A 22,966-nucleotide genomic window follows, 5' to 3' on the forward strand; every position below is an offset into this window, starting at 1 on the left:
CACATAAAATCAAATCCACCAGCAAGGAGATCTTGAAATGCTCAAAGAACTTTTCATCGGTCTTTCCCAGAATCAGTTGCTGAACACGGCCGCAAAGAAATATGGCCTAAAGCTCGGCGCGCAAACCGTCGTCGCCGGGACGAACCTTCCTGAGACGATCCAGACGATTCGTGAACTCAACGCACACGGTATCTCTGCAACCGTCGATAATCTCGGCGAATTCGTTTATGAACGCGATGAAGCCGTCATGGCGAAGGAACAGATTCTTGACGTGATCCGCGCCATCCACGAAAACGGCGTCGACGCACACATTTCGCTGAAGCCATCCCAGCTCGGCCTCGACATCGACCGGGAATTCTGCTTTGAAAACCTGGAGGAAATTGTTGCCGCTGCCGCAGAGCATGACATCTTCATCAACATCGACATGGAAGACCATGCACGCCTCCAGCCTTCATTCGACCTGCTGGATGAGCTGCACAAAAACTATGATAATGTCGGCACTGTCATCCAGGCGTACTTCTACCGCGCCGAAGAAGACGTCCGCAAATACAAAGACTTCCGTCTCCGCCTCGTCAAAGGCGCCTACAAGGAACCTGCCGAGTATGCGTACACCGACAAAGCGGACATCGACCGCAACTACATCGAGCTGATCGAATACCACCTTCTCAACGGGAAGTTTACATCGATCGCAACGCATGACGACAAAATCATCGACCATGTGAAGAAGTTCGTCGTGGAGCACGACGTTCCGCGCGACAAGTTCGAATTCCAGATGCTGTACGGCTTCCGCAAAGACCTGCAGCTCAAGCTCGCATCCGAAGGCTACAACTTCACGACTTACGTGCCGTTCGGCAATGACTGGTTCGGCTACTTCATGCGCCGTCTCGCCGAGCGCCCGCAGAACCTGAACCTGGTCGCGAAGCAAGTGTTCACGCCGAAGACGAATGCCGTCATCGGACTTGCCGCCTGTGCATTCCTGCTCGGCCGCCTGACGAAACGTAAATAATTCTGTTCAAAAACCGCCGCCCGGTGTTTCCGGTGCGACGGTTTTTTTGTGGTTTTGAGCGAATGTTAAGCAAAGCGGCCTGAATGTTAAGAAATACGCGCTGAATGTTAAGCATACACCCGCGAATGTTAAGAAAGGCGAAACACAGCCTCCCTCCGCCTCACTCCGACAGCTTGGCGATCGTTTCGGCAAGCAGACGGCAGCGCGGGACGAATGTGGCGACTTCCATATATTCGTCATCGCGGTGGGCGTTGCCGCCGACCGGGCCGAGTCCGTCGATGGTCGGGACACCGGCCGCGGATGTATAGGAAGCATCTCCGCCTCCGCCCGTTTTTGTGTCGGTCACATCGATGCCGATGTCCTTGCCGATGCCTTTGATGAGTTCAACGAGCCGTGCCGTTCCCTCGGTGCGTTCCATCGGCGGGCGGTCGATAGAGCCTTCGACGGTGATCGTCGTGCCTTCCACGTCCGGCACGGCACAGATTTCCCGGATTTTGCGGTCAAGCAGATCTGCCTGTGAAAGTTTGGTCGTCCGGATGTCCACCCAGGCGACCGCTTCCGGCGTGACGACATTCGTGGCGTCCCCGCCTTCAATGATGCCGACGTTGACCGTGATGCCTTCTTCAGGATCTGTCAGCGCGTGGAGCTTGATGATTTTATGGGCAAGCTCTTCGACCGCGCTTCTCCCCTTTTCCGGTTCGATGCCGGAATGTGCCGCGACGCCGTGCACCCGGATGGCGTAGTCGCCTCCGCCCTTGCGTCCGCTGACGAGAGAGCCGTCTTTTCGGGCCGGCTCCATGATCAGTGCGGCTTTTTTCCCTTCGGTGTGCGCTTCGATGAGCGGACGTGCGGTGATCGAGCCGATTTCCTCGTCGCTCGTCAGCAGGATTTCAATATTCTCGATTCCCGGCCGGCCGGAATCCGAAAGGGCCTTCACCGCGAATAACAGAGAGACGAGGCTCGCCTTCATGTCCACCACGCCGGGGCCGTGCGCAACGCCGTCGACGATAGAAAAAGGACGTACCGCCGCCGTACCATCGCGGAACACGGTGTCCATATGGGCAACAATCAGGATTTCCGGCTCTTTTGCATCCGGATGACGGATGACGAGGTGATTCCCCTGGATCTCCTCTTCGATCGTCTGCACATCAAAACCGAGTGCTATGTACTCTTCCTTCAGAATCTCCCCAATCTGGTCGATCCCCTGTTTGTTGCGGGATCCGGAGTCGATGTTGACAAGCTGCTCCAGCAGCCCGAGCATCTCTTCCTCTCTTGCCTGCAGAAATTCGTTCATCCCATTCCCTCCCGTTTTCTTGAGTTGGTTCCCTGTTCATTTTAACACTCGGCGTTGCTTCCACGGCGTGCAACCCTCATTTTATGTGGACAAACGGGCCGGGACCACTTGCCGGTCAGGAAAATCTTTCGACAAAATTCGACTTATCCAGACTCTGTGGATAACTTCACCCACACTGTCCACACCGTTAATCAATAGCATCGGAGCGGTTTACACAAACCATCCACAGGTTATCCACTGATTTTTGTGGATAACGGAACGATTGTTCCCTTCCACATTGTCTGATAAAGTAGAACTTGCAAGAAGGCAAGAATCCTTTCGCGGAGGTGAGAGCTGTGAACATGCTGACGGACGATCAACTGTTTGAAACTTATATCACCGCTATCGCTCATGGAATGAATCAATGCTTTATCAACCTGCTGGAAAAAGAGATGATGCGGCGCTCCCTCACCGGAGAGGCAGCATTTTAACCGGAAGCGCCTCCCTGGCGCTCTTTTTTATTTTTCTTGATTAAAGCGGACCGGCATAACAGCCGGCCCGCTTCTTCACGCCCGCACGAATTGGGTCCGGATTTCCCCTTCTTTGCTGACGACGGTTTCGCCTTTCTTCCATACCTTATCCACATGATTGGCGCCGAACAGGTATTGCAGTTCCTGGTAGTTCCGGACATCCCACATGACAAGGTCGGCCTGTTTGCCCTCCTCGATTGAGCCGACCCGCCTTTCCATGCCGATCGCACAGGCGGCGTTCAGTGTAGCGGCGACGAGCGCCTCTGCCGGCGTCATCCGCATCGAAATGCAGGCGAGGTTCATAACAAGCGTCATCGAAGTCGTCGGCGACGAACCCGGATTGCAGTCGGTCGAAATCGCGACCGGCACGCCCGCGTCGACCATGTCCCGGCCCCTCGCCGCTTCTTCGCGGAGGAACAGCGCAGTCGCGGGAAGCAGGCAGGCGATCGTTCCCGCCTCCGCCATTTTGCGAATTCCTTCATCCGATGCCTTCAGCAGGTGTTCCGCGGAAATTGCCCCGACTTCGACCGCAAGTTCCGCACCGCCATACGGCTCGATTTCATCTGCATGGATTTTGGGAATGAGGCCGTGAGCCTTGCCCGCTTCAAGAATCTTCCTTGTCTGATCGGGCGTATAGACGCCGACCTCGCAGAAGACGTCATTGAACTGCGCCAACTTTTCCTCCGCCACTTTCGGCAGCATTTCCCGGATAAGCAGGTCAACGAATTCGTCTTCTCGCCCCTTCCAGTCCAGCGGCACGGCATGCGCGCCCATGAATGTCGGGACGAGGTCGACCGGGTGCCGCTCGTTCAGTTCCCTCATGACGCGGAGCTGCTTGAGCTCGGTTTCAAGGTCCATCCCGTAGCCGCTTTTGCCTTCCACAGTCGTCACGCCGTGCGAAAGGAAGGAATCCAACCGCTTCCACGACTGTTCGAACAGTTCCTCTTCGGTCGCTTCGCGCGTCATGCGGGCCGTGGCATGAATCCCGCCGCCCGCATTCATGATTTCCATGTAAGTCGCGCCCTCCAGGCGCATTTCAAACTCCTTTTCCCGGCTGCCGCCGTAAACGACGTGCGTGTGCGGATCGATGAGCCCCGGCGTCACAAGCCGGCCGGACGCATCCACGATCTCTGCGTCTCCCGCCCGGCTGCCGTACCGCTCCTCCAGTTCAGCGGTTGTCCCGACTGCCCGGATTTCTCCGTCTTCGATCCAGACGCTTCCATCTTCAATGATGCCAAGATCGGACATGCCTTCCTTGATCCTCGGCGCCGTCCCGCCCGCGATGGTCGCGAGCTGGGCGGCGTGCTTGATCCAGACCGGCCGTTTGTTCATGACTTTTCTTCCCCTTTCAGCATCGGGATCCGGACGCCTTTTTCGTTTGCCGTCCGGATGGCGAGTTCGTATCCAGCGTCGGCGTGGCGGGCGATGCCCATGCCCGGGTCGGATGTGAGCACGCGTTCCAGGCGGGCCTCTGCCTCTTTCGTTCCGTCCGCCACGATGACCATGCCGGCATGCTGGGAATAGCCCATCCCGACGCCGCCCCCGTGATGGACCGACACCCAGGTCGCACCGCCGACCGCATTGACGAGCGCATTGAGGATCGGCCAGTCGGACACGACATCCGAACCGTCTTTCATTGATTCCGTCTCGCGGTTCGGGGAAGCGACCGAACCGGAGTCCAGATGGTCGCGTCCGATGACGACCGGCGCTTTCAGTTCACCGGATGCCACCATGTCGTTGATGATCTTGCCGAACCGCGCCCGCTCCCCGTATCCGAGCCAGCAAATCCTGGACGGCAGCCCCTGAAACGCAATCTTGTCCTGCGCCATCCGGATCCAGTTGCACAAATGTTCGTTGTCGCTGAATTCGCTCAGGATCACTTCATCCGTTTTCCGGATGTCCTCCGGATCTCCCGAAAGCGCAACCCAGCGGAATGGCCCTTTCCCTTCGCAGAACTGCGGCCGGATATAGGCGGGGACAAATCCCGGGAAGTCGAACGCTCGCACGACGCCCTCATCTTTTGCCACCTGGCGGATGTTGTTCCCGTAGTCGAATGTCACGGCGCCCTTGTCCATCATGGCGATCATCGCCCTCACATGGTCCGCCATCGATTCCCTGGCGCGGCGGATCACTTCTTCCGGTTCTTCTTCCCGCAGGAGCACCGCTTCCCCGAGGCCCATACCGGCAGGGACGTAACCGTTCAGCGGGTCATGCGCCGACGTCTGGTCGGTCAAGACGTCAGGTATGAACCCGCGCTCGAGCAGCTCCGGCAGGATTTCAGCCGCATTGCCGATCAGCCCGACCGACAGCGGCCTGCCGTCCCGCTTCGCTTCTTCCGCCCATTGAACGGCCTCGTCCACCGAGTCCGTCTTCAAGTCGAGGTAACGCGTGTCAATCCGCCGGTCAATCCGGCTTTCGTCCACTTCGATGCCGATGCAGACGCCTCCGGCCATCGTGACCGCGAGCGGCTGGGCGCCCCCCATGCCGCCGAGGCCCGCCGTCAGCGTGATCGTGCCTTTGAGCGAACCGCCGAAATGCTGCTTCGCGAGTTCCGCGAACGTTTCATACGTCCCCTGCACGATGCCCTGCGATCCGATGTAGATCCAGCTGCCCGCCGTCATCTGCCCGTACATCATGAGCCCCCGCTTATCGAGCTCATGGAACGTGTCCCAGTTGGCATACGCCGGCACGATATTCGAATTCGCAATGAGCACGCGCGGCGCATCCCCGTGTGTCTTGAACACCGCCACCGGCTTCCCGGACTGGATGAGCAGCGTTTCATCGTTCTCCAGCTTTTTCAGCGATTCGACGATGGCATCGAATGCCTCCCAGTTGCGCGCCGCCTTGCCGATCCCACCGTAGACGACGAGACGGTCGGGATGCTCCGCCACGTCAGGATGCAGGTTGTTCATGAGCATCCGGAGCGCCGCCTCCTGCAGCCACCCCTTCGTATGCAGTTCCGTGCCCGTATGGGCCATGACCTTTTCGGCCGCCGGCGACTTTGTTGTATCCGCTTTCAATTTGCCATCCCCCTCCCTTTCTTCCATTGTACATTGAATTCTGACAGGCTTCAGCCGTTTGCGGGAAATGATCAGTGGGCTGATGATTTAGCGGGATGAAATCAAAACCGCTTCCATGCATCCCAGCCGGCCACCTTGTATAATGAAGTCACCACGGTTTCACTAAAGGGAGGATTGGCATGGACGACAAAAAGCCGGAAATGATCTGCGACCTGGAGACCGGAGTCTGCAAGCCGGCGGCCGGTGCGGAGACGGTCCAATCGGGTTTGATTGACCTGACGGCCGGAGCGGCGCATGGTCAGAAAAATGAACAGAAGAATGAGGAGAACGGAGAGGCGTGACAGGCGCTTCTCCGTTTTTTGTGGCTGGAACATGCAGTGCCCGGCTTCCGTTCCATTCACCGATACGGGAGGTGGATGAATGGGCAGTTGGATATGTTTGGTTCTGGTTTTATTCACCGTGGCGCTTTTTTGGCAGGTGGCCCGTTCGGACAGGCCGGCCGGGGTTCCGGTCGCCGTTTTGTTGAGCGGCGCGGCGGTCTTGGTGTGGGCGAAATTCGGGGTCGGTGATTCGATTGTGTCCTGGCTGCTTCACCTGCCGGCCGCTGTACTTCTGCTGACGGGGGCAGTTGCGATGATCATTCAGTTGTTCCGAAAGAAAGCTGCCTTCCCCGTTGGAGCGCTGTCCCTGACGATCGTGCTGCTGGCCATTCTCCTTCCCGGCGCCACCGAGGCCGGAAAGTTTGTGAGCCAGGAGTCGAATTTCAATGTGGTCGCCGCCGCGGCATTCGATGGACTGGATACCGGCAGAATCTCGGTCGGTGATGAATTCGACATTTCCTCAAACGGGACCTATGATCTCGAACGGCTGGAAAGGGCATTTGCGCCCGCCACCCTCCGGAAAATGAAGGAACTGCACAAGCGGGCCGGTATTTACCGGGTCATCCTCGCCGACGGGGATGTCATTTATTTCAGCCGCGGGGCCGTGTTCCAGTCCATCAGCGGCATCGCGATTGTCCGAAACGGCAAGGACCCTGCCGCCGATGCCGAACTCCATGCCCGGTATTTTGACGGGGTGATCCGCTATGAGCCCATCGGCGATGGGGCCTATGAATTTTTTGACGGTCTTTGAAAAGCGGACCCGCGGCCAAGTGTTGAAACTTTTCTGAAGGGTATGCCGTAATAAGGATATCCGGGGAACGTCGCTGTCCCCTTTGATCGGAGGTGCTGCAGATGAAGCGACTGATGCCTGTTTTAATCGCCGTCTTGACGGTTTGCGCCGTGCTTTTGCTGCCGGGCCGGGTACTGGCGGTCGACTATGACATCGAAGAAAGCACGATCGATGCGCAGGCTGATGAAAATGGCCGGGTGTTTGTCACCGAACACCATACTTACTCATTCAGCGGCAAATTCAACGGTATCACCCGGCTGCTCGTTCCGAAGACCGGCACGGATATCATTGACTTCAGCGCAAACGAAGGAGGCCGGGAACTGAGGACCGAAAAGGACGGGGATCTGTACAAGGTGCACCGCAACGGAAAGAGTGAAACCGTCACCGTGGAAATGCGGTATACGATTATGGATGCGATCGTCATGCACGAAGACGGAGCCGAGTTTCACTGGCCGTTCTTTGACGACCGCAACGAGTCCGACTACGACAAGATGACGATCACGATTCGCCCGCCCGCTGCTTCTTCCGGCACAGAGGCGCTCGGCTATGACGCTCTGAGCAAAACGGAAAGAGTGGAGCCGGACGGCGCGGTCGCTTTTGGTCCCGTCCGAGTGCCGTCCGGCAGCAACGGTGACATCCGGGTTGTTTTTGACTCGAAACTGTTCCCGGCACTGACCTCATCCGGCGGTACAATCCGCGACAAACTCGCCGCCGAACGGAAACGGATCGCCGACGAAGCGGCCGCGGCGCAAAAACGGCACGAGCAGGCGGTGACCGCAGGGAATGTTGCGCTTCCGGCGGCGGGGGCCGTCCTTCTGTTCATCCTGGTGAAAGAATGGATGATCGCGAGAAGGAAGAAGGATGAAGCACGCCGGGAGACGGACGCCGGGCGGCTCACCGTCCCTGACGGACCGCTCAGCATGCCGGCTGTCCTCCAGTTCGTGGAGCCGGCCGGTGCGGCAAGCCCTGAATGGCTATCCGCCGCCCTTCTTGATCTGATCCGAAAAGGGCTGGTCACGCAGGTGTCCGATGAAATGTTCGAGCGGACAGACAACGTGCCCGCTCACCGCCACGAACAGATCCTCCTCAACCTCCTGTTCGGGGAACTTGCCGATGCAGAGGGCCGGTTCGATCTCGGTGAACTCCCCGAAATGACCAAGTCCGAAAAAATGGCCGACCGGTATGAAGAGGGGCTGGCCAAGTGGTTCGGTGCCGTAAATGATGAATCGAAGGAAACAGGCTTCCGGGAAAAAAGAACCGGCGCGGCAACGCTTCTGTCCGCCATCGGCATCTTCCTGATCGGCCTGTCCGTCTACTTCGGGATTGCCGGAGCCTTTGTCCATTTGGCCGTCGCGATCGTATTGACCATCGCCTTGTTTGCAACGGCGCTCTTCCTGAAGCCGCTGACGCGGGAAGGCCACCGTATCCGCACGGGCTGGAAGGCATTCTCGGAGCAGTTTGATCAGCTCGATCCCGGTGATTGGCAGGCGCTTCCAAAAGACGACCGGCTCCGCGGCTATATTTATGCGGTCGGATCTAAAAACAAGCATCTCGGCAGCCAGTTTGAACAGTTCGGAGCGGCCAGGCGGCAGAGGTTCGCCGGGCCGGGCCTCTACGCCGACCCGTTCATCATGAGCCACTCCTTCTCACTTGCCAGCGCCAATGCCTCCACCTATTCCTCCAGCACTGCTGCCGGAAGTGTCGGCGGCGGAGGAGGCGGGACCGGAGGCGGTGGCGGCGGATCCGGCGCCTTTTGATCGCTTGAAGCGTTATCTTCATCCGGCAAAGTGTTATCTTTCTTTCCATCTTCATTTCTCAGACGATGAAAAACGATAGTGTTCAGACCTCTGTGTAAACTCCACTCAGAAGGAGAAGAAATCCGCGAGACACCTGCGGGAACAGCGTTAGTCGAAGACCCCGCGATGCCGCTCAACGCTTCGCTTTTGAGCGCAGACGCCAATCTGCGTATTGGCGTCGGCTGAGGCAACGCCCGCCGTAAGCGAGCGGATTTGTTCGACTGATGGAGTTTACTCAATACGATGGACACGATCTGAAAACCCCCTGCGCACTTTGCGCAGGGGGTTTTCATTGACCGACCATCAGCCCATCAGTTCCTCAAATTTCACGACCGTCTCCATCGGGCCGCCGAATTCCCGGGTGCCCCAAGCATCCTCAACGAACACGGCGGCAAGCGTCCGGAACCGCCCCTCTTTCTTGTCCGCCCATTCCAGCGCGACGACGCCCTCGTAAAGCAAAGCCATGCGCTTGGCGAGCGCTTTCGCTTCGTAGGTTTGCATCGCATCGTCCATCCCGGCAAACGCGCGCAGATCCCGGATGAGCGAATTCAGCACCCGGCACGCGGTCTCCTTGTCCCCACCCGATTTAAGCGCGACAATCCGGTTTTCCATCTCCTCGATGAACAGCTCATGCGCATCATACTTTTTCACGAGCCGCTGCAGCTCGAGACCGAGAATATTGGCCGTCCCTTCCCACACCGTGAGCACCTGCGCATCGCGGAGCAGCCTCGGCGTGACGAAATCCTCGATATACCCGTTCCCCCCGTGCATCTCGATCGCCTCATGCGAAAACCGGATCGCCTCTTCGGCAGTTTCTTTTTTAAGAAGGGCGATAAACAAGCGGTGCAACACTTCCTCCCGCTCCGACGCCCCGCCGGCCGCCACTTTCTCATAGAGGGCTGCCAGATCGAATACCGCCAGCAGCTCCGCATTCAGCTTCGCCGACATTTTCCCTAACGTGTCCCGCACCATCGGATAATCGGTGAGCCTGCGTCCGAATGCATCCCGGCGCGACGCATAGCCGTGCGCTTCGTTCAAGGCGCGCCTCATGATGCCGAGTGAAGCGATTGCATTGCAGATCCTTGACAGGTTCAGCGCTTCCATCATGTAATAAAACCCTTTCTTTGCATCGCCGACGAGGAACGCCTCTGCTCCGTCAAATTCCACCTCGCCCGACGGCACGGCGCGGACACCCAGCTTGTCCTTGAGCCGGCGGATTCGAAGACCGTTCAGGCTGCCGTCATCCTTCCGCCAAGGTACGGCAAACAGGGACAGGCCCCGGGGCCCGGGTGCGGCCCCTTCCATCCGGGCGAGCACCATGGCCACGCCCGCCATTCCCGCATTCGAGGCAAAGTATTTTTCCCCGTAAAGCCGGTAGCGTCCGCCGTCTTCCTCGGCTCGCACCCGGTTGGCCCCGACATCCGATCCTCCCTGCCGCTCGGTCAGGAAAGTGGCCCCTTCATACAGTTCCGTCTCTCCGGTTGAAAGGACATGCGGAAGGAAACGGGCCTTCAGTTCGTCATCCGCGTAGCGGTCGAGCAGATAGGCAGTCGCAAGCGTCAGCGCCACCGGGCAATGGAAGCCTGGTTCCGACTGGGCCAGCAAATAACCTTGCGCAAAGCTGTACGTGTAATTGCCTTTTCGGCCGAGTTCCGGGATTTCCTTGTGGACGTAGCCGACGATTCCGGTTCCATACGTTTCTTTCACCGTCCTGCGGTAGCCCTCATTCACCCAAACTTCGGAAATTTCATCGCCGTAGCGGTCGTAGGAAACGAGCTTCGGCTGCCCGTCCCGGTCGGTGTGCCGGGCACGTTCATCCATCTCGTTCATCACGCGGTCGCCAAAGTGCTCGAGTTCCCGGTTTGCATAGGCGAAGAATTCCGGATCGAGCCGTGTTTGGAGAATTGCTTTCATCGTTGAATCGCCGCGCCAGGCGTTCGGCCTGTCCGACGGCGCTTTTCCGGCGAGCACCTGCGGCTTCCGGTCCGTTTCCCTCATCAGGCTCATACGGTTTCCACCCTCTCCTTCAGCACTTGCTTGAGTATTTTCCCGGAGGCATTCCGGGGCAGTTCCTCCAGCTGTTCATAGAGCCGGGGGATTTTATATTTCGCCAGGAGCCCGCCGAGATGGGCTTTCAGTTCCTCGACAGCGACAGGCGAATCCGATGCATAGACGGCCTTTACGGTCTCTCCCCATTCCGGATGCGGCACGCCGATGACCGCCGTTTCCCTCATGCCCGGATAAGACAGGATCGCCTCTTCGATCTCCTTTGGATAAATATTCACGCCGCCAGAGATGATCAAGTCTTTCTTCCGGTCGACCACCCAGATGTAGCCGTCCTCGTCGAACTTCGCCAGGTCCCCCGTCTTCAGCCATCCGTCTTCCAGGAACGTTGCGGCGGTCGCTTCCTCATTGTTGTGGTAACCGATCATCGTCCCTTCCCCGCGCAGCACAATTTCCCCGACTTCCCCGGGAGCCGCATCCCGCCCTTCATCGTCCACGATCCGCACTTCTGCATAAAGTGCAGCCCGTCTGCCGATGCTTCCGGCCTTATCGGCGTGCTCCGGCCCGAACATGAGCGTCCCGCTCGGACCCGCTTCGGTCAGTCCGTACACGCAGACGAGATTGTCCGTCCGGAACGTCTGCTGGACTTTCCGGACTTCCGGTGCCGAAAGCGGTGCGGAACCGTAGACCCACCACTTCATCGAAGACAGATCAGCCTCTCCGATGCCCGGGTGCCCCGCCGTCAGCAGATAAGCGACCGGCGCGCCGAAGAAATGGGTGGTACGCTCTTCTTCGACTGTCGAAAGCAGCAGATCCGGTGTGAATGTCGGCGTCAGCACAAGTGCCGCACCGACCGTGACTCCGGCCATGAGGAACAAATGAAGCGGGGCTGAATGACTGAGCGGCATCATGATGAGCAACCGGCTATCCGGCTTCATTTCAAACTCGGTGCACATCATGCGTGAGACCGTCAGGATGTTGCGGCAGCTGAACAGAACCCCCTTCGGCTTTCCGGTCGTGCCGGACGTGTAAAGGATCGTCGACTCCGCTTCTTCCGGCAAGCTGCACCGGACCGGATCGTCCCCGGCTGCCCGGAGCACTTCCGAATATCCCTCCCATCCGGCTTCCGGTGCACCGGTCTTGATCTTGACGTCGGGTCCGGTGACGCCGCGGACTGCTTCAAACACGAGTTCATGTGCGATAATCCCGGACGCCCCCGCATCCCTCAGGATATATTCCAATTCCGCCCCCGCCAGTTTGACATTCAGCGGCACGACAACCGCCCCGATTCGCTGAACCGCAAAGTAAGCGGTTACAAATTCCGGCACATTCGGCATGAACAACGCAATCTTGTCTCCACCGCCGAGCCCGCGCGATTTCAGAGCATTGGCGAGTTGGTCCGTTTCCCGGTCCAGCTCTTTCCATGTGATCCTGCGCCCCATCCCGATGACCGCTTCCCGCTCCGGATACTTCCTTCCGTTGAATGCCAGCATTTCAGAACTGTTCATCAACCGTTTCCCCCTTCAGTTTGATTCAGCTTTTTGGCGAATTTCGCCCGCAGTGCCGTCAGTTCTTCCCGCATGTCTTCCAGTTCCCGGATCCGCTCGTCGATTTCCTCCAGCTTCTCGTCCCCGTAGCGGATCGTCCGTTCAAGCTGCACACGGCCGCTCCGGTCCTTGTCGAACAGCAAAATCATTTCCTTAATCTCCTCGAGCGAAAATCCGTACCGCTTGCCCCGCTCGATCAGTTTCATCCGAGCAATGTCCGCCGGCGGGTATTGCCGGCTGCCGCCCTCCGTCCGTACCGGGCTGAGCAGGCCCAGTTCCTCGTAGTAGCGCAGCGTCCTCGCCGTCACCCCGAATTCACTCGTCATTTCCCCGATCCGCTTCACCTCGGCCTCCTCCCTTTTCTCTTCTACTTTCATTGTATACTTGACGTTCACGTAAACTTCAAGTTTTATTTCAGAAAATTTAAATCTTATTGCTGCCTTCCATTAGATGCACGAAGCCCCCCGGCACCTGAATGCCGGAGGGCTCCCTTCTCTTTATTCAGCTGAAAAAGACCGTGCATACAATCGTCAGCAAAATGGCCGTGAGGATGTAGGCAACGGTGGAGATGGAGCCTTCTTTGTCGTTTTCCTCAAACAGGCGGGCGGTGCCGAAGCCATGCGAAGCAATGCCGACGGAAAGTCCGCGGGCGACCGGGTGGGTGATGTTGAGGCGGTTGAGGAGCGGCACACCGAGCGTGGAGCCGCCGATTCCGGCGATCATCACGAATACCACCGTGAGCGAAGGAATGCCGCCGACCATGTCTGACAGTTCGATTGCAATCGGCGTTGTGGCATTTTTAGGAATGACAGAACGAACGATGTCCGGATCTGCGCCGAGCGCACGCGTCAGCCAGTAGCCGCTGAACAGGCCGAACAGCGCCCCTCCGAGAACGCCGGACAGGATCGGCACAAAATACTTCTTCACCATCGGCAAATTGAAATACAGCGGATAAGCCAGGGAAACGACGGCCGGGCCGAGCAGCCAGTTCCACACATTTGCTCCCTTCATATAGGCATCGTACGGAATCCCCGTGATGAGCAGGAATGCGCAGATGATCACGGCCGCCACAATCAGCGGCTGGAAATAAATCTTTTTGTAGCGGCCGTACAAGTAAACGCCGAGTGCGTATGCCGCTGCCGTGAAAAGGAAGCCGAACAGCCAGAGCAGCAATCCGTTCACCGGGCATCCCTCCTGTCCGTGTAGCGTTGGAGCAGCCAGCCGGTGAGCCCGATTGTTGCGAGCGTGCTCAGAAGAACCGCCGGCACCGAGACGACATTCCACGTGACGAACAGGCCGAGATACAAAATGATCGCCACGGTCGTCGGGATGAAGAACAGAGTGAAGTTGCGGATCAGCAGCTGGGCCCCTTCCACGTGCCGGTTGACCGGCAAGTTCTTAAATAAAATGATGAAGGCAAGCAGCAGGAGCAGGCCGACGATGCTGCCGGGGATCGGCAGGCCGAGCCATTCCTTCACCTTCATCCCCAAAAAGTAAAACAAGAAAATCAAAGCGAGCTGAAGCAGTTTCTTCATATGCATCGGTCATCTCCCGGTGTTGCGTTTGAATCACTTCTTTTCATCTTACGCCACCTGCCTGTACAGTCAAGACACCGCTGACGAAAAGGCCGTTCCGGGATGGCGTCCGGTTCTCTGTGTGAACTTTATTTAGAAGGAGAAGAACTCTGCGGAACGGGCGGACGGATTTCTTCGACTGATGGAGTTCTTCGATCCATGTTGCTGTCCGGGCTGAGTGGAATCATGGATGCCGTGAGTGAGCGCGTTGCCGGGGTGAGTGGAATCATAGATGCCGTGAGTGAGCGCGTTGCCGGGGTGAGTGGAATCATAGGGCGATCTGTCCGGTTCTCTGTGTATGTTTCACTCAGAAGGAAAAGGAATCAGCGGCACAGGCCGCGCAGAGCGCAGTTCGAGGAGATGGATGGACATAACCCGTTCCGGTGCATGGACGACCTCCCTTCCGGTACAATCAGGTCAACACCGAACTGGGAGGAATGCAAAATGGATCTGAAACTGAACAACAAGCGCGTCCTTGTCATGGCGTCAAGCAAGGGACTCGGCAAGGCGATTGCCACTGAGTTTGCCCGGGAAGGGGCCGACGTCTTCCTGACGAGCCGCAGCGAAAAGTCGCTTTCGGCAGCAGCGGATGAAATCAGGCACGAAACCGGAAACGACCGCATCCGCTTCTCCCCGTGCGACATGTCGTCCGCCGACGAACTGAGGGACCTTTTTTCGGAAGTCCGCCAGACGATGGGCGATCCCGACATTCTGATCAACAACACCGGCGGGCCGAAAGCCGGCGGGTTTGACGGGGTGACGGACGGGGACTGGATGCACGCGTTCGAACAAAATCTTCTCAGCTACGCGCGGACCGTCCGGGAAGTGTTGCCGGCGATGAAGAAAAACGGCTGGGGCCGCATCGTCAACATTTCCTCCTCATCGACGAAGGAAGTGATCGACAACCTCATCCTGTCGAACACGATGCGGGCCGGCATGGTCGGGCTGTCCAAATCACTCGCCCGCGAATTTGCCGGCGACCACATCCTGGTGAACACCGTCGGCCCCGGGCGCATCGAAACCGACCGGATCCTGGAACTGGACTCCGTCACGGCAGACCGGCTCGGAGTCGGGATCAACGAGATCACCAAAGAGCAGCAGTCCCGGATTCCGATGGGCCGATACGGCCGCCCGGATGAATTCGCCCGCGCCGTCGTCTTTCTCGCATCCGGCGCCAACACCTACCTCACCGGCCAGTCGCTCGTCATCGACGGCGGGATGCTCAAAGCCCTTTGATCCGGATTTACGGACGGCTTCCCTCATTGCGGAAGCCGTTTTAATTTTGCCCCGATTCCGAAGCCATGAAATTATTATCTGCCCGGATACAATACGAAAACCGCCGCTCCCTCCTCTCTCCCTCTTATGCAAAAATAACAATCGGGCAACCCAACGGAACGGCGGCGATACGAGCTTGTCCGGCAGGATTCATGGACTCAGGCACAAGAAAAGTGCGCAGTCCACCCAAATCCTAACACTGTACCGAAATTGCCTGTCAGCCCGGCGTTTCCAGTTCCTCCCTTTGCCGATCGTCTGATGGTTTGTTAAACTATAAAAGTTGCGGATTGTGAAGTGACTCACAAAGATAAAAAGGAGCGTGGACGATCACCTTTAAAAGGAGATGATACCATGACATCTGTATCTGCCAAAGAACGGAATCGGCCAGTACAGGAAAAAGCTGCAGAAACAGACGAGTATTCATTGGACCGCGTCCCGCGTTCCGAACGGAAAATGGGATGGCTGAGCATTACGAACATCACTTTTGGAATCGCCACTGCAATTTTCTACTTTCAGATGGGTAGCGTGATGGCTCTTAAATTCGGTGCCATCAACGCCTTGATCTCCTCTGCATACGCCATCGTCGTCGCCGGCATCCTTGGCTCATTCATCGCCTACTTCTCCGCGAAGTCGGGCATGAATGTCAACCTGATGTCCCGCGGCGGCGGATTCGGCTACATCGGCGCCTCTCTCACGTCCTTCATCTATGCCACCAACTTCATCATGTATTGTGCATTTGAAGGACTCATTCTCGTGGCTGCCGTCCACACGTTTTTTCCCTCCATCCCCGAATGGGCGTTCATCGTCATATTCGGCTCTCTCGTGATTCCACTGAACTGGTTCGGCATCTCGCAGCTGGATAAGCTGCAGAAATGGTCTCTGCCGATTTTCTTCCTGTTCCTGGTTGCCGCCATCGCCTTTTCCTTCTTTACTCCGTCCCTTAACAGCGGACATTTCTGGGCTTACATGCCAAGCGGCACGGAAGTCGGCGGCACGGCACTCCTCATGTGCATCGGCATGCACCACGGCATGATGGGGCTGACCGCCCTGCTCGCTTCGGATTACACCCGCTTCATGAAGCCGAAAGATACAAAGATCGGGGCGATTGCCGTCGGCTTCATCCCGCAATTTTTCTGTTTCGGGGTGATGGGCGTTCTCGGCATCTGGTTCGGCGTGCGCCTGGACGAAGCCAATCCGGGTGTTTACATCGTGACCCTGCTCGGCATTGGAGGTGCGCTGTTCACGATGCTGACCCAGCTGCGCATCAACGTCACGAACATCTACAGTGCCTCGCTTTCGCTGTCCAGCTTTTTTGAGAACATCTTCCGGTTCACTCCGGGCCGGAGGTTCTGGGTCGTCGTTGCCGGCGTTTCTGCCATCGTGCTCATGCTCGGCGGGATCGTCGACCACCTCGACAAGGCGATGACCTTCCAGGGCGTTTTCCTTCTCGCCTGGGCAGCCGTGCTCGTCACCGATGCGCTCGTCGTCAAACGGGTGCTCAAGATCGGGCCCCGTTTCTATGAAGCGCGGCAACAATATCTGTATAAGTGGAACCCGGTCGGGACCATTTCGCTCATCATTGCAAGCCTTCTCGGCACGATTGCGGCACTCGGCTACATGGGCGTATTCCTTGAGAGCACGGCAGCGTTCTTTGCGGCGCTGCTCGCAGCCATCCTGACCATCGTCACAGCCATTGCAACGAAAGGACGATACTACTTGAAAAAAGAACCGAAGGACATTCCGGCAGATGATTACATTGCCTGACCCGGACCCTGTTCTGCGCCGGCCCTGCCACGCTCAGGCCGGCGGACACTCACACCGCACAGGAAAACCGCTCCCCGGGAAACCGATAAGGGAGCGGTTTTTGATTTGGTTTATTCTCCGCGATAGCCGGTGTTCGCACGGACGGCCACTTCCGCAAAGCGGCGGGCATCCTTTTCCTTCGACAACACGGTTCCGAGCCAGCCGCCGAGGAATCCGAGCGGAACCGAAACGAGTGCCGGGTTCGTGAGAGGGAACAGCGGCTCTCCGACGAAGATGGCCGCACCCGCCTCGGGAGACAGGACGTTCGGGCTCACGGCCACGAGCACGAGCGCGGAGATGAGACCGAAGAGCATCGCCGTCAGGGCACCGGACGTATTGAACCGTTTCCAGTAGATCGTGTACAGGATAACAGGCAAGTTCGCGCTCGCCGCCACACAAAATGCGAGTGATACGAGGAACGCGACGTTCATCGTCTGGGCGAACAGGGCAAGCGCGATCGAGAAGACCGACACCCAGAGGGATGCCTGGCGGGCAGCCTTCATCTGCTGCTTTTCGGTCGCCTGTCCTTTTTTGATGATCTGTCCGTAAATGTCGTGCGCAAAAGCAGAAGCACCCGTTAAAACAAGTCCGGCCACGACGGCCAGGATCGTCGCGAACGCAACCGCCGACACGAACGACATGAGGAAGTCGCCGCCGAGCGCCTCGGCAAGCAGAGGCGCAGCCATGTTTCCGGCCGGGTTCGCCGCCATGATCGCGTCATGTCCGACAAATGCCGCAGCGCCGAATCCGAGGAAGATGGTCAGGATGTAGAAAATCCCGACGATCCAGGTGGCCGTCACGACCGAGCTGCGCGCCGTCTTGGCGTCCTTCAGATTCACTTTTGCCGCCACTTCTGCCGGCACTTCCTTTTCAGATCCGACCCAGATGATCTTCCCGTCCTCCACCAGGAGCGCTTCCGCAAACAAACGTTCAGGATCTGCAGTGAAAATATGTCCGTTCGTATAAAGTGTTGTTTTCTGTGCTGTCATGATGTTCTCACCTTTCTATCGTTGAAGAGTCGGCAAAACTGAATTTCATTTCCTCAAGCTTTCTTTAACTCATCCAGGCCTGCCACCCGGCTTCCGGGCAGGTACCGATGGACGGCATAGCCGGCAGCCGCCCCCACGATTGCCGGGACGAGCCAGGCAAAGCCATCATCGCCAAACGGCAGGACAGCGAGAATCGGATCGATGACCGGCAGGCCGACGCCAAACCCCTTCAGGGTCTCCATGAAACTGACGGCGACGGTCAGGATGATCGCTCCCTGATAGACGCCCCCGTTCGGGATGAACCGATCCAACACTCCGAGCAGGACGAGGACGATGGCGACCGGATAAAGGAGGGTGAAGATCCACATCGTATAGTCGACGATCCGCCCGACTCCGAGCGTGGCGACCGAAGCGGAGACCACGCAGATCAAAAGCACCCATGTCCGGTAGCTCAGCCGATCTTTGGCCAGCTTTGCCAGAAAGTCCGCGATGACGGCGATTACGCCGATCGTTGAGGTCAGGCAGGCAAGCGCAATGGCAATCGCAAGCGCCACCGCACCGCCGCCTCCGAGCAGCCGGTCGACAATCGCCTTGACGAGTGCCGTGTCGGAAAGGCCCGCTTCGATCGTTCCGCCGGCCCCCGCACTGATGACGAGCAGTCCGCCGTATATGATGAGCAGTCCCGCTCCTGCAATCAGAACTCCGCTGACCGCCATTTTTCGTGCTTTTCTTCCTGTATAGCCGTATCCGGCAATGGCGGCGATGAAAATCGGCGCGCAGAGGATGCCGGTAACCACGTCACCGGTCTGATAAGCGCTCAGAAAGGCCATGGAAAACGGATTGTCCACATGAGCCCCCGCCGGAGAGCCGATCGGCGACAGGAATCCCTTTCCGACGATGATGAGCAAGATGACCACGAGCACGGGCGTCAAGTATTTGCCGATCCGGTCGATTACGTTGGACTTGTCCATTGCAAAGAAAAACGTGACGGCAAAAAACAGAAGGATCGTGACAACCGGCGGCAAGGAGGGCAAAAGCACGCCGGTCCCCAGCTCATGGGTGGTCGCCGCCATCCGGGGAATGGTCACAAACACCCCGATCCCGACCATCAGCAGCAGATTGAACACGACATGGAACCACGGAGCAATCGGCCGTGTCAGGTTCTCAAACTTTCCGCCGGCATTCAAAACGGCCAGAACCGCAAGCAGCGGCAGGACAATGCCGGTGACCGAAAAGCCGACCATGGCCGGTACCCAGCCGGTCCCGCTGGCGAGCCCGATTGTCGGCGGGAAAATCAGATTGCCGGCTCCAAAATACAACGCAAATAAAGCAAATCCTAAGATGAGACTGTGCTGAATCGATTTCCCCACTCTTTTCACTTCTTTCTGTAAACATTTGGTGTAATCGCTTTCATTTCGATGTCTGATGTCCTTCATCAATCGTTTCTAACTTTCACTATAGTCTCTGAAAACACAGAAAAGGAAGAGGGGAAATTTTTCACCTCTTCCGTCAAAATATTATTCCCGGAGACCATATTTATCGAGCTTGTACTTGAGCGACTGTTTGGAAATGCCCAGGCGGCGTGCAGTTTCTGCCAGCACACGCTCCGCTTTGTTGTATTCCGTTTCAATGAGCAGCCGTTCGTAGCCGTCAATGGCATCTCGGAGGTTCCCCTGTTCGAGCACCGGTTCTTTTTCTTCTGCCCGGCTGATTCCCTTCAAAATCCGCGGAGGCAGGTCGGCCAGGGTGATTTCCGGGCCGTCGGTATGGTTGAACGCCGCCTCGATGGCATTGCGGAGCTCCCGTACATTCCCCGGCCAGTCATAGCGGACAAAAGCATCGGCCGAAGATTCATCCAGCCCGTGTATCTCCATATCCATGCGCCGATTATAGTATTGTACGAAATGCTGCACATAAGCCGGGATGTCTTCCCTTCTTTGCCGGAGCGGAGGGAGATCAATCTGCATGACCGCCAGCCGGTAATAAAGGTCATCCAGAAGCCGGCCGGATTCGAGAAGGGCTTCCGGGTCTTCGTCAATCGCGGCAATCAGGCGGAAGTCGAGCGGTATATCGGCTTGTCCGCCGATTCTGCGGACGCGTTTCTCTTCAATCGCCTTGAGCAGTCTCGGCTGGAGTTCACTCGCCAGGGCATTGACCTCATCCAGGAAAAGCGTGCCGCCCTGTGCCTGCTCAAACAGTCCGGGAACCGGATCGGTACCGGCAGCCGAGTCTTCTTCTTTTCCGAACAGCAGCAGTTCCATGGTGTCCGGGGTGATGGAGCCGCAGTCCACCGACCGGAACGGCCCGGCAAACCGGGTGCTTTGATTGTGGATGGCCTGCGCGGTGACTTCTTTTCCGGTTCCTGTCAGTCCGCACAACAGGACGGTCGTCTCTCCCCTGGCCACCCGCCGAACTTGTTCTTTCACAATCCTCATCTCAGGACTTTCTCCGATCATACCGTCGATCGTGTAAACCGTCCCGTTTTTCCTGTAGATCCGGTGGCCCGCAAAACCTTGGAGCGCTCCGATCTGTTCTTTTCCGAAGAAATGAGTGGAAAATTCAATTGCGCCGACCACCCGCCCGTCTTCAATGATCGGATAGGTGGAGCTGATTGAAGTGTATTCGCTGCCCGTTTTCGTCACGAGACGCTGTTCAACGTCAGGAAGCGCTTCACCGGACTTCAGAACCCGGTAGATGGTACTCTCCTCTTTTGAAAGGTTTGTATAGAAACCGGTCACTTCGCGGCCAAGAAAATCTTCGGGGCGGTGGCCGAGTTTCACAAGAATATTCAGATCCGCCAGGTCATAATAAAGTGTCCGTCCCAGGTGATCCACAACAAGCACGTTGTCATATTCGCCGAACCGGACATTGTGAAGTTCCATAACAATTCCTCCGTGTTTGCACAACCACATTTTTTATTTTAATCGACCCGGCATGACTTTTCATCCCGGGGACGTTTCCTTTCTGAAAAATCGGTTTGTAAGTGCTTCCCATTGGGCATATAACCAGTAGCTTAAACCGAAGGGAGTGTTCGATGAATGGATAACTTCAAGGACAAGATTGAAGGTCAGATGGATCAGTATGACTCCGAAGAAAAGGATCAGATTCTCGAGAACTTCAACCGTTTCAAGCAAGTTCTCGGCGATAAAGTCGAGAAGGGCGAGAAGCTGGGGCTCAGCGAGGAACAGCTTGCCAAAGGCGCTGAACTGGTGGCCAATCACCTGGCCAAACACGAAGAACCCCGCAACCGTGAGCAGTACCTCCTTCAGCAGCTTTGGGAAGTCGGCGACAAGGATGAACAGCATCACCTCGCCCACATGCTCGTCAAACTCGTCCAGAAAGACTGAACGCCGGCCGTTGGACCGGGGAGCCATGCGCTCCCCGGTATCTTTGTGTTCTTTTCTTCCTGCCGCTGCCATTGACGAACGGTGTCACAATCTGTATGCTTGTTTAGAAAATTTTCATTTAATGCTATTTTGCAGAGGGGGAATCAGGGGAAATGACCGAGCTGAAGCCATTCATCGATCAGTATCTGTCCGATCACAAAAGTCGTTTTGAACAAGTAAGCGAATACATTTTCAATCACCCGGAAACCCGGTTCGAGGAGTATGAGTCATCCAAGTTCCTTGCGGACGAGTGCGAAAAGGCCGGCTTCTCGGTTGAGCGCGGCGTCGGCGGCATTGAAACCGCATTCATCGGGACGTACGGCGAAGGGGCGCCGGTTGTCGGTTTCCTCGGCGAATTCGATGCACTTTCAGGCCTCAGCCAGGAGCCGAATCTTGCAGAACCCAAACCGTGGGACCGCCATGTCGGACACGGCTGCGGGCACAACCTGCTCGGCACCGGCGCTTTCGCGGCAGCATGCGCGGCGAAAGCCTTTCTTGAAGAGAACCACCTGCCAGGCACCGTGAAGTTCTTCGGATGCCCGGGCGAAGAAGGCGGCTCCGGCAAAACATTCATGGTGCGTGATGGCGTCTTTGACGGCGTCGACCTTGCCCTTTCCTGGCACCCGTCTCCGGGCAACGCCATCATGTCGCTTTCATCGCTTGCAAACTACCAGGTCTTCTTCCGTTTCAAGGGAATCCCGTCGCACGCAGCGAACTCGCCCCACCTCGGCCGAAGCGCCCTAGATGCGGTCGAACTCATGAATGTCGGCGTCCAGTACCTCCGTGAGCATATTATCGACGCCGCCCGCATCCATTATGCCATCACGAACACCGGCGGCATCTCGCCGAACGTCGTCCAGGCCGAAGCGGAAGTGCTTTACCTCATCCGTGCGCCGAAAATCGCCCAAGTCGACGAAATCTACAAGCGGGTCATCAAAATCGCGGAAGGCGCGGCTCTCATGACGGAGACCGAGCTTGAGATCGACTTCAACAAAGCCTGCTCGAACTACGTTCCAAACCGCGCCGCCGAACGGATCCTCCATGCAAGTCTGCAGGAAGTCGGCCCCGGCGAGCCGACCGAGGAAGAAAAAGAGTTCGCCAAAGCCATCTACGAGTCGCTCACCGAAAGCGAACAGCAAGATGCCTTCAACGGCATGCGAGGATTCGGCTACTTCGGTGACGGCAGTGAATACGAAGGCAAGTATATCGCCGACACGGTCGGCCCGTATGTCGAAACAGACGAAGTGCTCGCCGGATCCACCGACGTGGGAGATGTCAGCTGGGTCGTTCCCACCGCACAGCTCACAACCTCCACTTCCGCCATCGGCACACCGCTCCACACATGGCAAATGACCAGTCAGGGACTATCGACGAATGCCCACAAAGCGATGCTCCGCGCAGCTGCTTCGATGGGGCTCACCGGCATGAAAGTGTTTCAAAATCCCGAACTGCTGGAACCGGCCAAGAAAGAATTTGCCGAGTTCCAGGAAAAGCATCCGTACACGAATCCGATCCCTGCCCATGTGAAGCCGTCGAAATTGAACGTCTGACGGCGCTCGCGGTTCCGGATACCAAACCCACACACACGAACGA

At 57.4% G+C, this 22,966-nt stretch carries 19 protein-coding genes and 1 pseudogene; 9 read left to right on the top strand and 11 right to left on the bottom strand.

Going from position 1 to position 22,966, the window contains the following annotated elements; genetic code table 11:
* The first annotated feature begins 37 nt into the window (after positions 1–37).
* Entirely contained in the window at positions 38–1,006 is a 969-nt protein-coding gene (locus ACFFIY_RS04580) for a proline dehydrogenase family protein (protein WP_354195857.1), read from the top strand.
* 160 nt (positions 1,007–1,166) lie between these two features.
* Here ACFFIY_RS04580 and ACFFIY_RS04585 read toward each other — a convergent pair whose 3' ends face one another.
* The gene (locus ACFFIY_RS04585) at positions 1,167–2,300 is read right to left on the bottom strand and encodes a M20 family metallopeptidase (RefSeq protein ID WP_354195855.1); all 1,134 of its coding nucleotides are present in this window, start codon (positions 2,298–2,300) and stop codon (positions 1,167–1,169) included.
* 341 nt (positions 2,301–2,641) lie between these two features.
* Between ACFFIY_RS04585 and sda the strand changes: the two genes are divergently transcribed.
* Entirely contained in the window at positions 2,642–2,770 is a 129-nt protein-coding gene (sda, locus tag ACFFIY_RS04590) for a sporulation histidine kinase inhibitor Sda (protein ID WP_354195940.1), read from the top strand.
* A 75-nt stretch (positions 2,771–2,845) separates the two neighbouring features.
* Here sda and hutI read toward each other — a convergent pair whose 3' ends face one another.
* On the bottom strand, positions 2,846–4,141 hold the full coding sequence (hutI, locus tag ACFFIY_RS04595; protein ID WP_354195853.1) for an imidazolonepropionase: 1,296 nt from the start codon (positions 4,139–4,141) through the stop codon (positions 2,846–2,848).
* Positions 4,138–5,787, bottom strand: a complete 1,650-nt coding sequence (gene hutU, locus ACFFIY_RS04600) for a urocanate hydratase (RefSeq protein WP_354195938.1) — start codon at positions 5,785–5,787, stop codon at positions 4,138–4,140. Before hutU ends, hutI begins: the two co-directional genes overlap by 4 nt.
* 221 nt (positions 5,788–6,008) lie before the next feature.
* Between hutU and ACFFIY_RS04605 the strand changes: the two genes are divergently transcribed.
* From ACFFIY_RS04605 to ACFFIY_RS04615, 3 genes are all read left to right on the top strand, one after another.
* Positions 6,009–6,170 carry a hypothetical protein gene (locus ACFFIY_RS04605; protein WP_354195851.1) on the top strand — a complete coding sequence of 54 codons (162 nt, stop codon included), beginning with the start codon at positions 6,009–6,011 and terminating at the stop codon, positions 6,168–6,170.
* Positions 6,171–6,249: 79 nt separating this feature from the next.
* The gene (locus ACFFIY_RS04610; protein WP_354195849.1) at positions 6,250–6,960 is read left to right on the top strand and encodes a hypothetical protein; all 711 of its coding nucleotides are present in this window, start codon (positions 6,250–6,252) and stop codon (positions 6,958–6,960) included.
* Positions 6,961–7,061: 101 nt separating this feature from the next.
* A complete protein-coding gene (locus ACFFIY_RS04615; protein ID WP_354195847.1) occupies positions 7,062–8,756 on the top strand; it encodes a DUF2207 domain-containing protein in 1,695 nt (564 codons plus the stop codon).
* A gap of 342 nt (positions 8,757–9,098) precedes the next feature.
* Here the strand turns inward: ACFFIY_RS04615 and ACFFIY_RS04620 are convergent, their stop codons facing one another.
* The 5 genes from ACFFIY_RS04620 to ACFFIY_RS04640 all read right to left on the bottom strand — a co-directional run bounded on the left by ACFFIY_RS04620 (position 9,099) and on the right by ACFFIY_RS04640 (position 13,887).
* Positions 9,099–10,793 (bottom strand): acyl-CoA dehydrogenase family protein, encoded by a 1,695-nt coding sequence (locus tag ACFFIY_RS04620; RefSeq protein WP_354195845.1) that lies wholly within the window; start codon positions 10,791–10,793, stop codon positions 9,099–9,101.
* A gap of 5 nt (positions 10,794–10,798) precedes the next feature.
* Complete coding sequence (locus ACFFIY_RS04625) at positions 10,799–12,307, bottom strand: class I adenylate-forming enzyme family protein (protein WP_354195843.1); 1,509 nt, start codon at positions 12,305–12,307, stop codon at positions 10,799–10,801.
* On the bottom strand, positions 12,307–12,690 hold the full coding sequence (locus tag ACFFIY_RS04630) for a MerR family transcriptional regulator (protein WP_354195841.1): 384 nt from the start codon (positions 12,688–12,690) through the stop codon (positions 12,307–12,309). Before ACFFIY_RS04630 ends, ACFFIY_RS04625 begins: the two co-directional genes overlap by 1 nt.
* Positions 12,691–12,847: 157 nt before the next feature.
* Positions 12,848–13,528 carry an LrgB family protein gene (locus ACFFIY_RS04635; protein ID WP_354195839.1) on the bottom strand — a complete coding sequence of 227 codons (681 nt, stop codon included), beginning with the start codon at positions 13,526–13,528 and terminating at the stop codon, positions 12,848–12,850.
* Positions 13,525–13,887, bottom strand: coding sequence for a CidA/LrgA family protein (locus ACFFIY_RS04640; protein ID WP_354195837.1), 363 nt, complete (start codon positions 13,885–13,887; stop codon positions 13,525–13,527). The genes ACFFIY_RS04635 and ACFFIY_RS04640 overlap by 4 nt, the downstream gene beginning before the upstream one ends.
* A 477-nt stretch (positions 13,888–14,364) precedes the next feature.
* Between ACFFIY_RS04640 and ACFFIY_RS04645 the strand changes: the two genes are divergently transcribed.
* Together ACFFIY_RS04645 and ACFFIY_RS04650 are read left to right on the top strand one after the other, a co-directional pair.
* Entirely contained in the window at positions 14,365–15,156 is a 792-nt protein-coding gene (locus ACFFIY_RS04645; protein WP_354195834.1) for an SDR family oxidoreductase, read from the top strand.
* Positions 15,157–15,546: 390 nt separating this feature from the next.
* Positions 15,547–16,959: a purine-cytosine permease family protein gene (locus tag ACFFIY_RS04650; RefSeq protein WP_354195832.1), complete on the top strand. Its 1,413-nt coding sequence runs from the start codon at positions 15,547–15,549 to the stop codon at positions 16,957–16,959.
* 110 nt (positions 16,960–17,069) lie between these two features.
* Here the strand turns inward: ACFFIY_RS04650 and ACFFIY_RS04655 are convergent.
* From ACFFIY_RS04655 to ACFFIY_RS04665, 3 genes and pseudogenes are all read right to left on the bottom strand, one after another.
* Positions 17,070–17,831, bottom strand: a pseudogene (locus ACFFIY_RS04655) (solute symporter family protein); the annotation flags it as partial.
* Between the two features lie 209 nt (positions 17,832–18,040).
* The gene (gene brnQ, locus ACFFIY_RS04660; protein ID WP_354195830.1) at positions 18,041–19,357 is read right to left on the bottom strand and encodes a branched-chain amino acid transport system II carrier protein; all 1,317 of its coding nucleotides are present in this window, start codon (positions 19,355–19,357) and stop codon (positions 18,041–18,043) included.
* A gap of 147 nt (positions 19,358–19,504) precedes the next feature.
* Positions 19,505–20,869 (bottom strand): sigma-54 interaction domain-containing protein, encoded by a 1,365-nt coding sequence (locus ACFFIY_RS04665; RefSeq protein ID WP_354195828.1) that lies wholly within the window; start codon positions 20,867–20,869, stop codon positions 19,505–19,507.
* 156 nt (positions 20,870–21,025) lie between these two features.
* On the opposite strand from ACFFIY_RS04665, the gene ACFFIY_RS04670 reads away from it, so the two are divergent.
* On the top strand, positions 21,026–21,334 hold the full coding sequence (locus tag ACFFIY_RS04670; protein WP_354195826.1) for a DUF3243 domain-containing protein: 309 nt from the start codon (positions 21,026–21,028) through the stop codon (positions 21,332–21,334).
* A gap of 152 nt (positions 21,335–21,486) precedes the next feature.
* Positions 21,487–22,923 carry a M20 family metallopeptidase gene (locus ACFFIY_RS04675; RefSeq protein WP_354195824.1) on the top strand — a complete coding sequence of 479 codons (1,437 nt, stop codon included), beginning with the start codon at positions 21,487–21,489 and terminating at the stop codon, positions 22,921–22,923.
* The last annotated feature ends 43 nt before the right edge of the window (positions 22,924–22,966 follow it).

Source organism: Bhargavaea ullalensis, assembly GCF_042432615.1.
Classification (GTDB): Bacteria; Bacillota; Bacilli; order Bacillales_A; family Planococcaceae; genus Bhargavaea; species Bhargavaea ullalensis.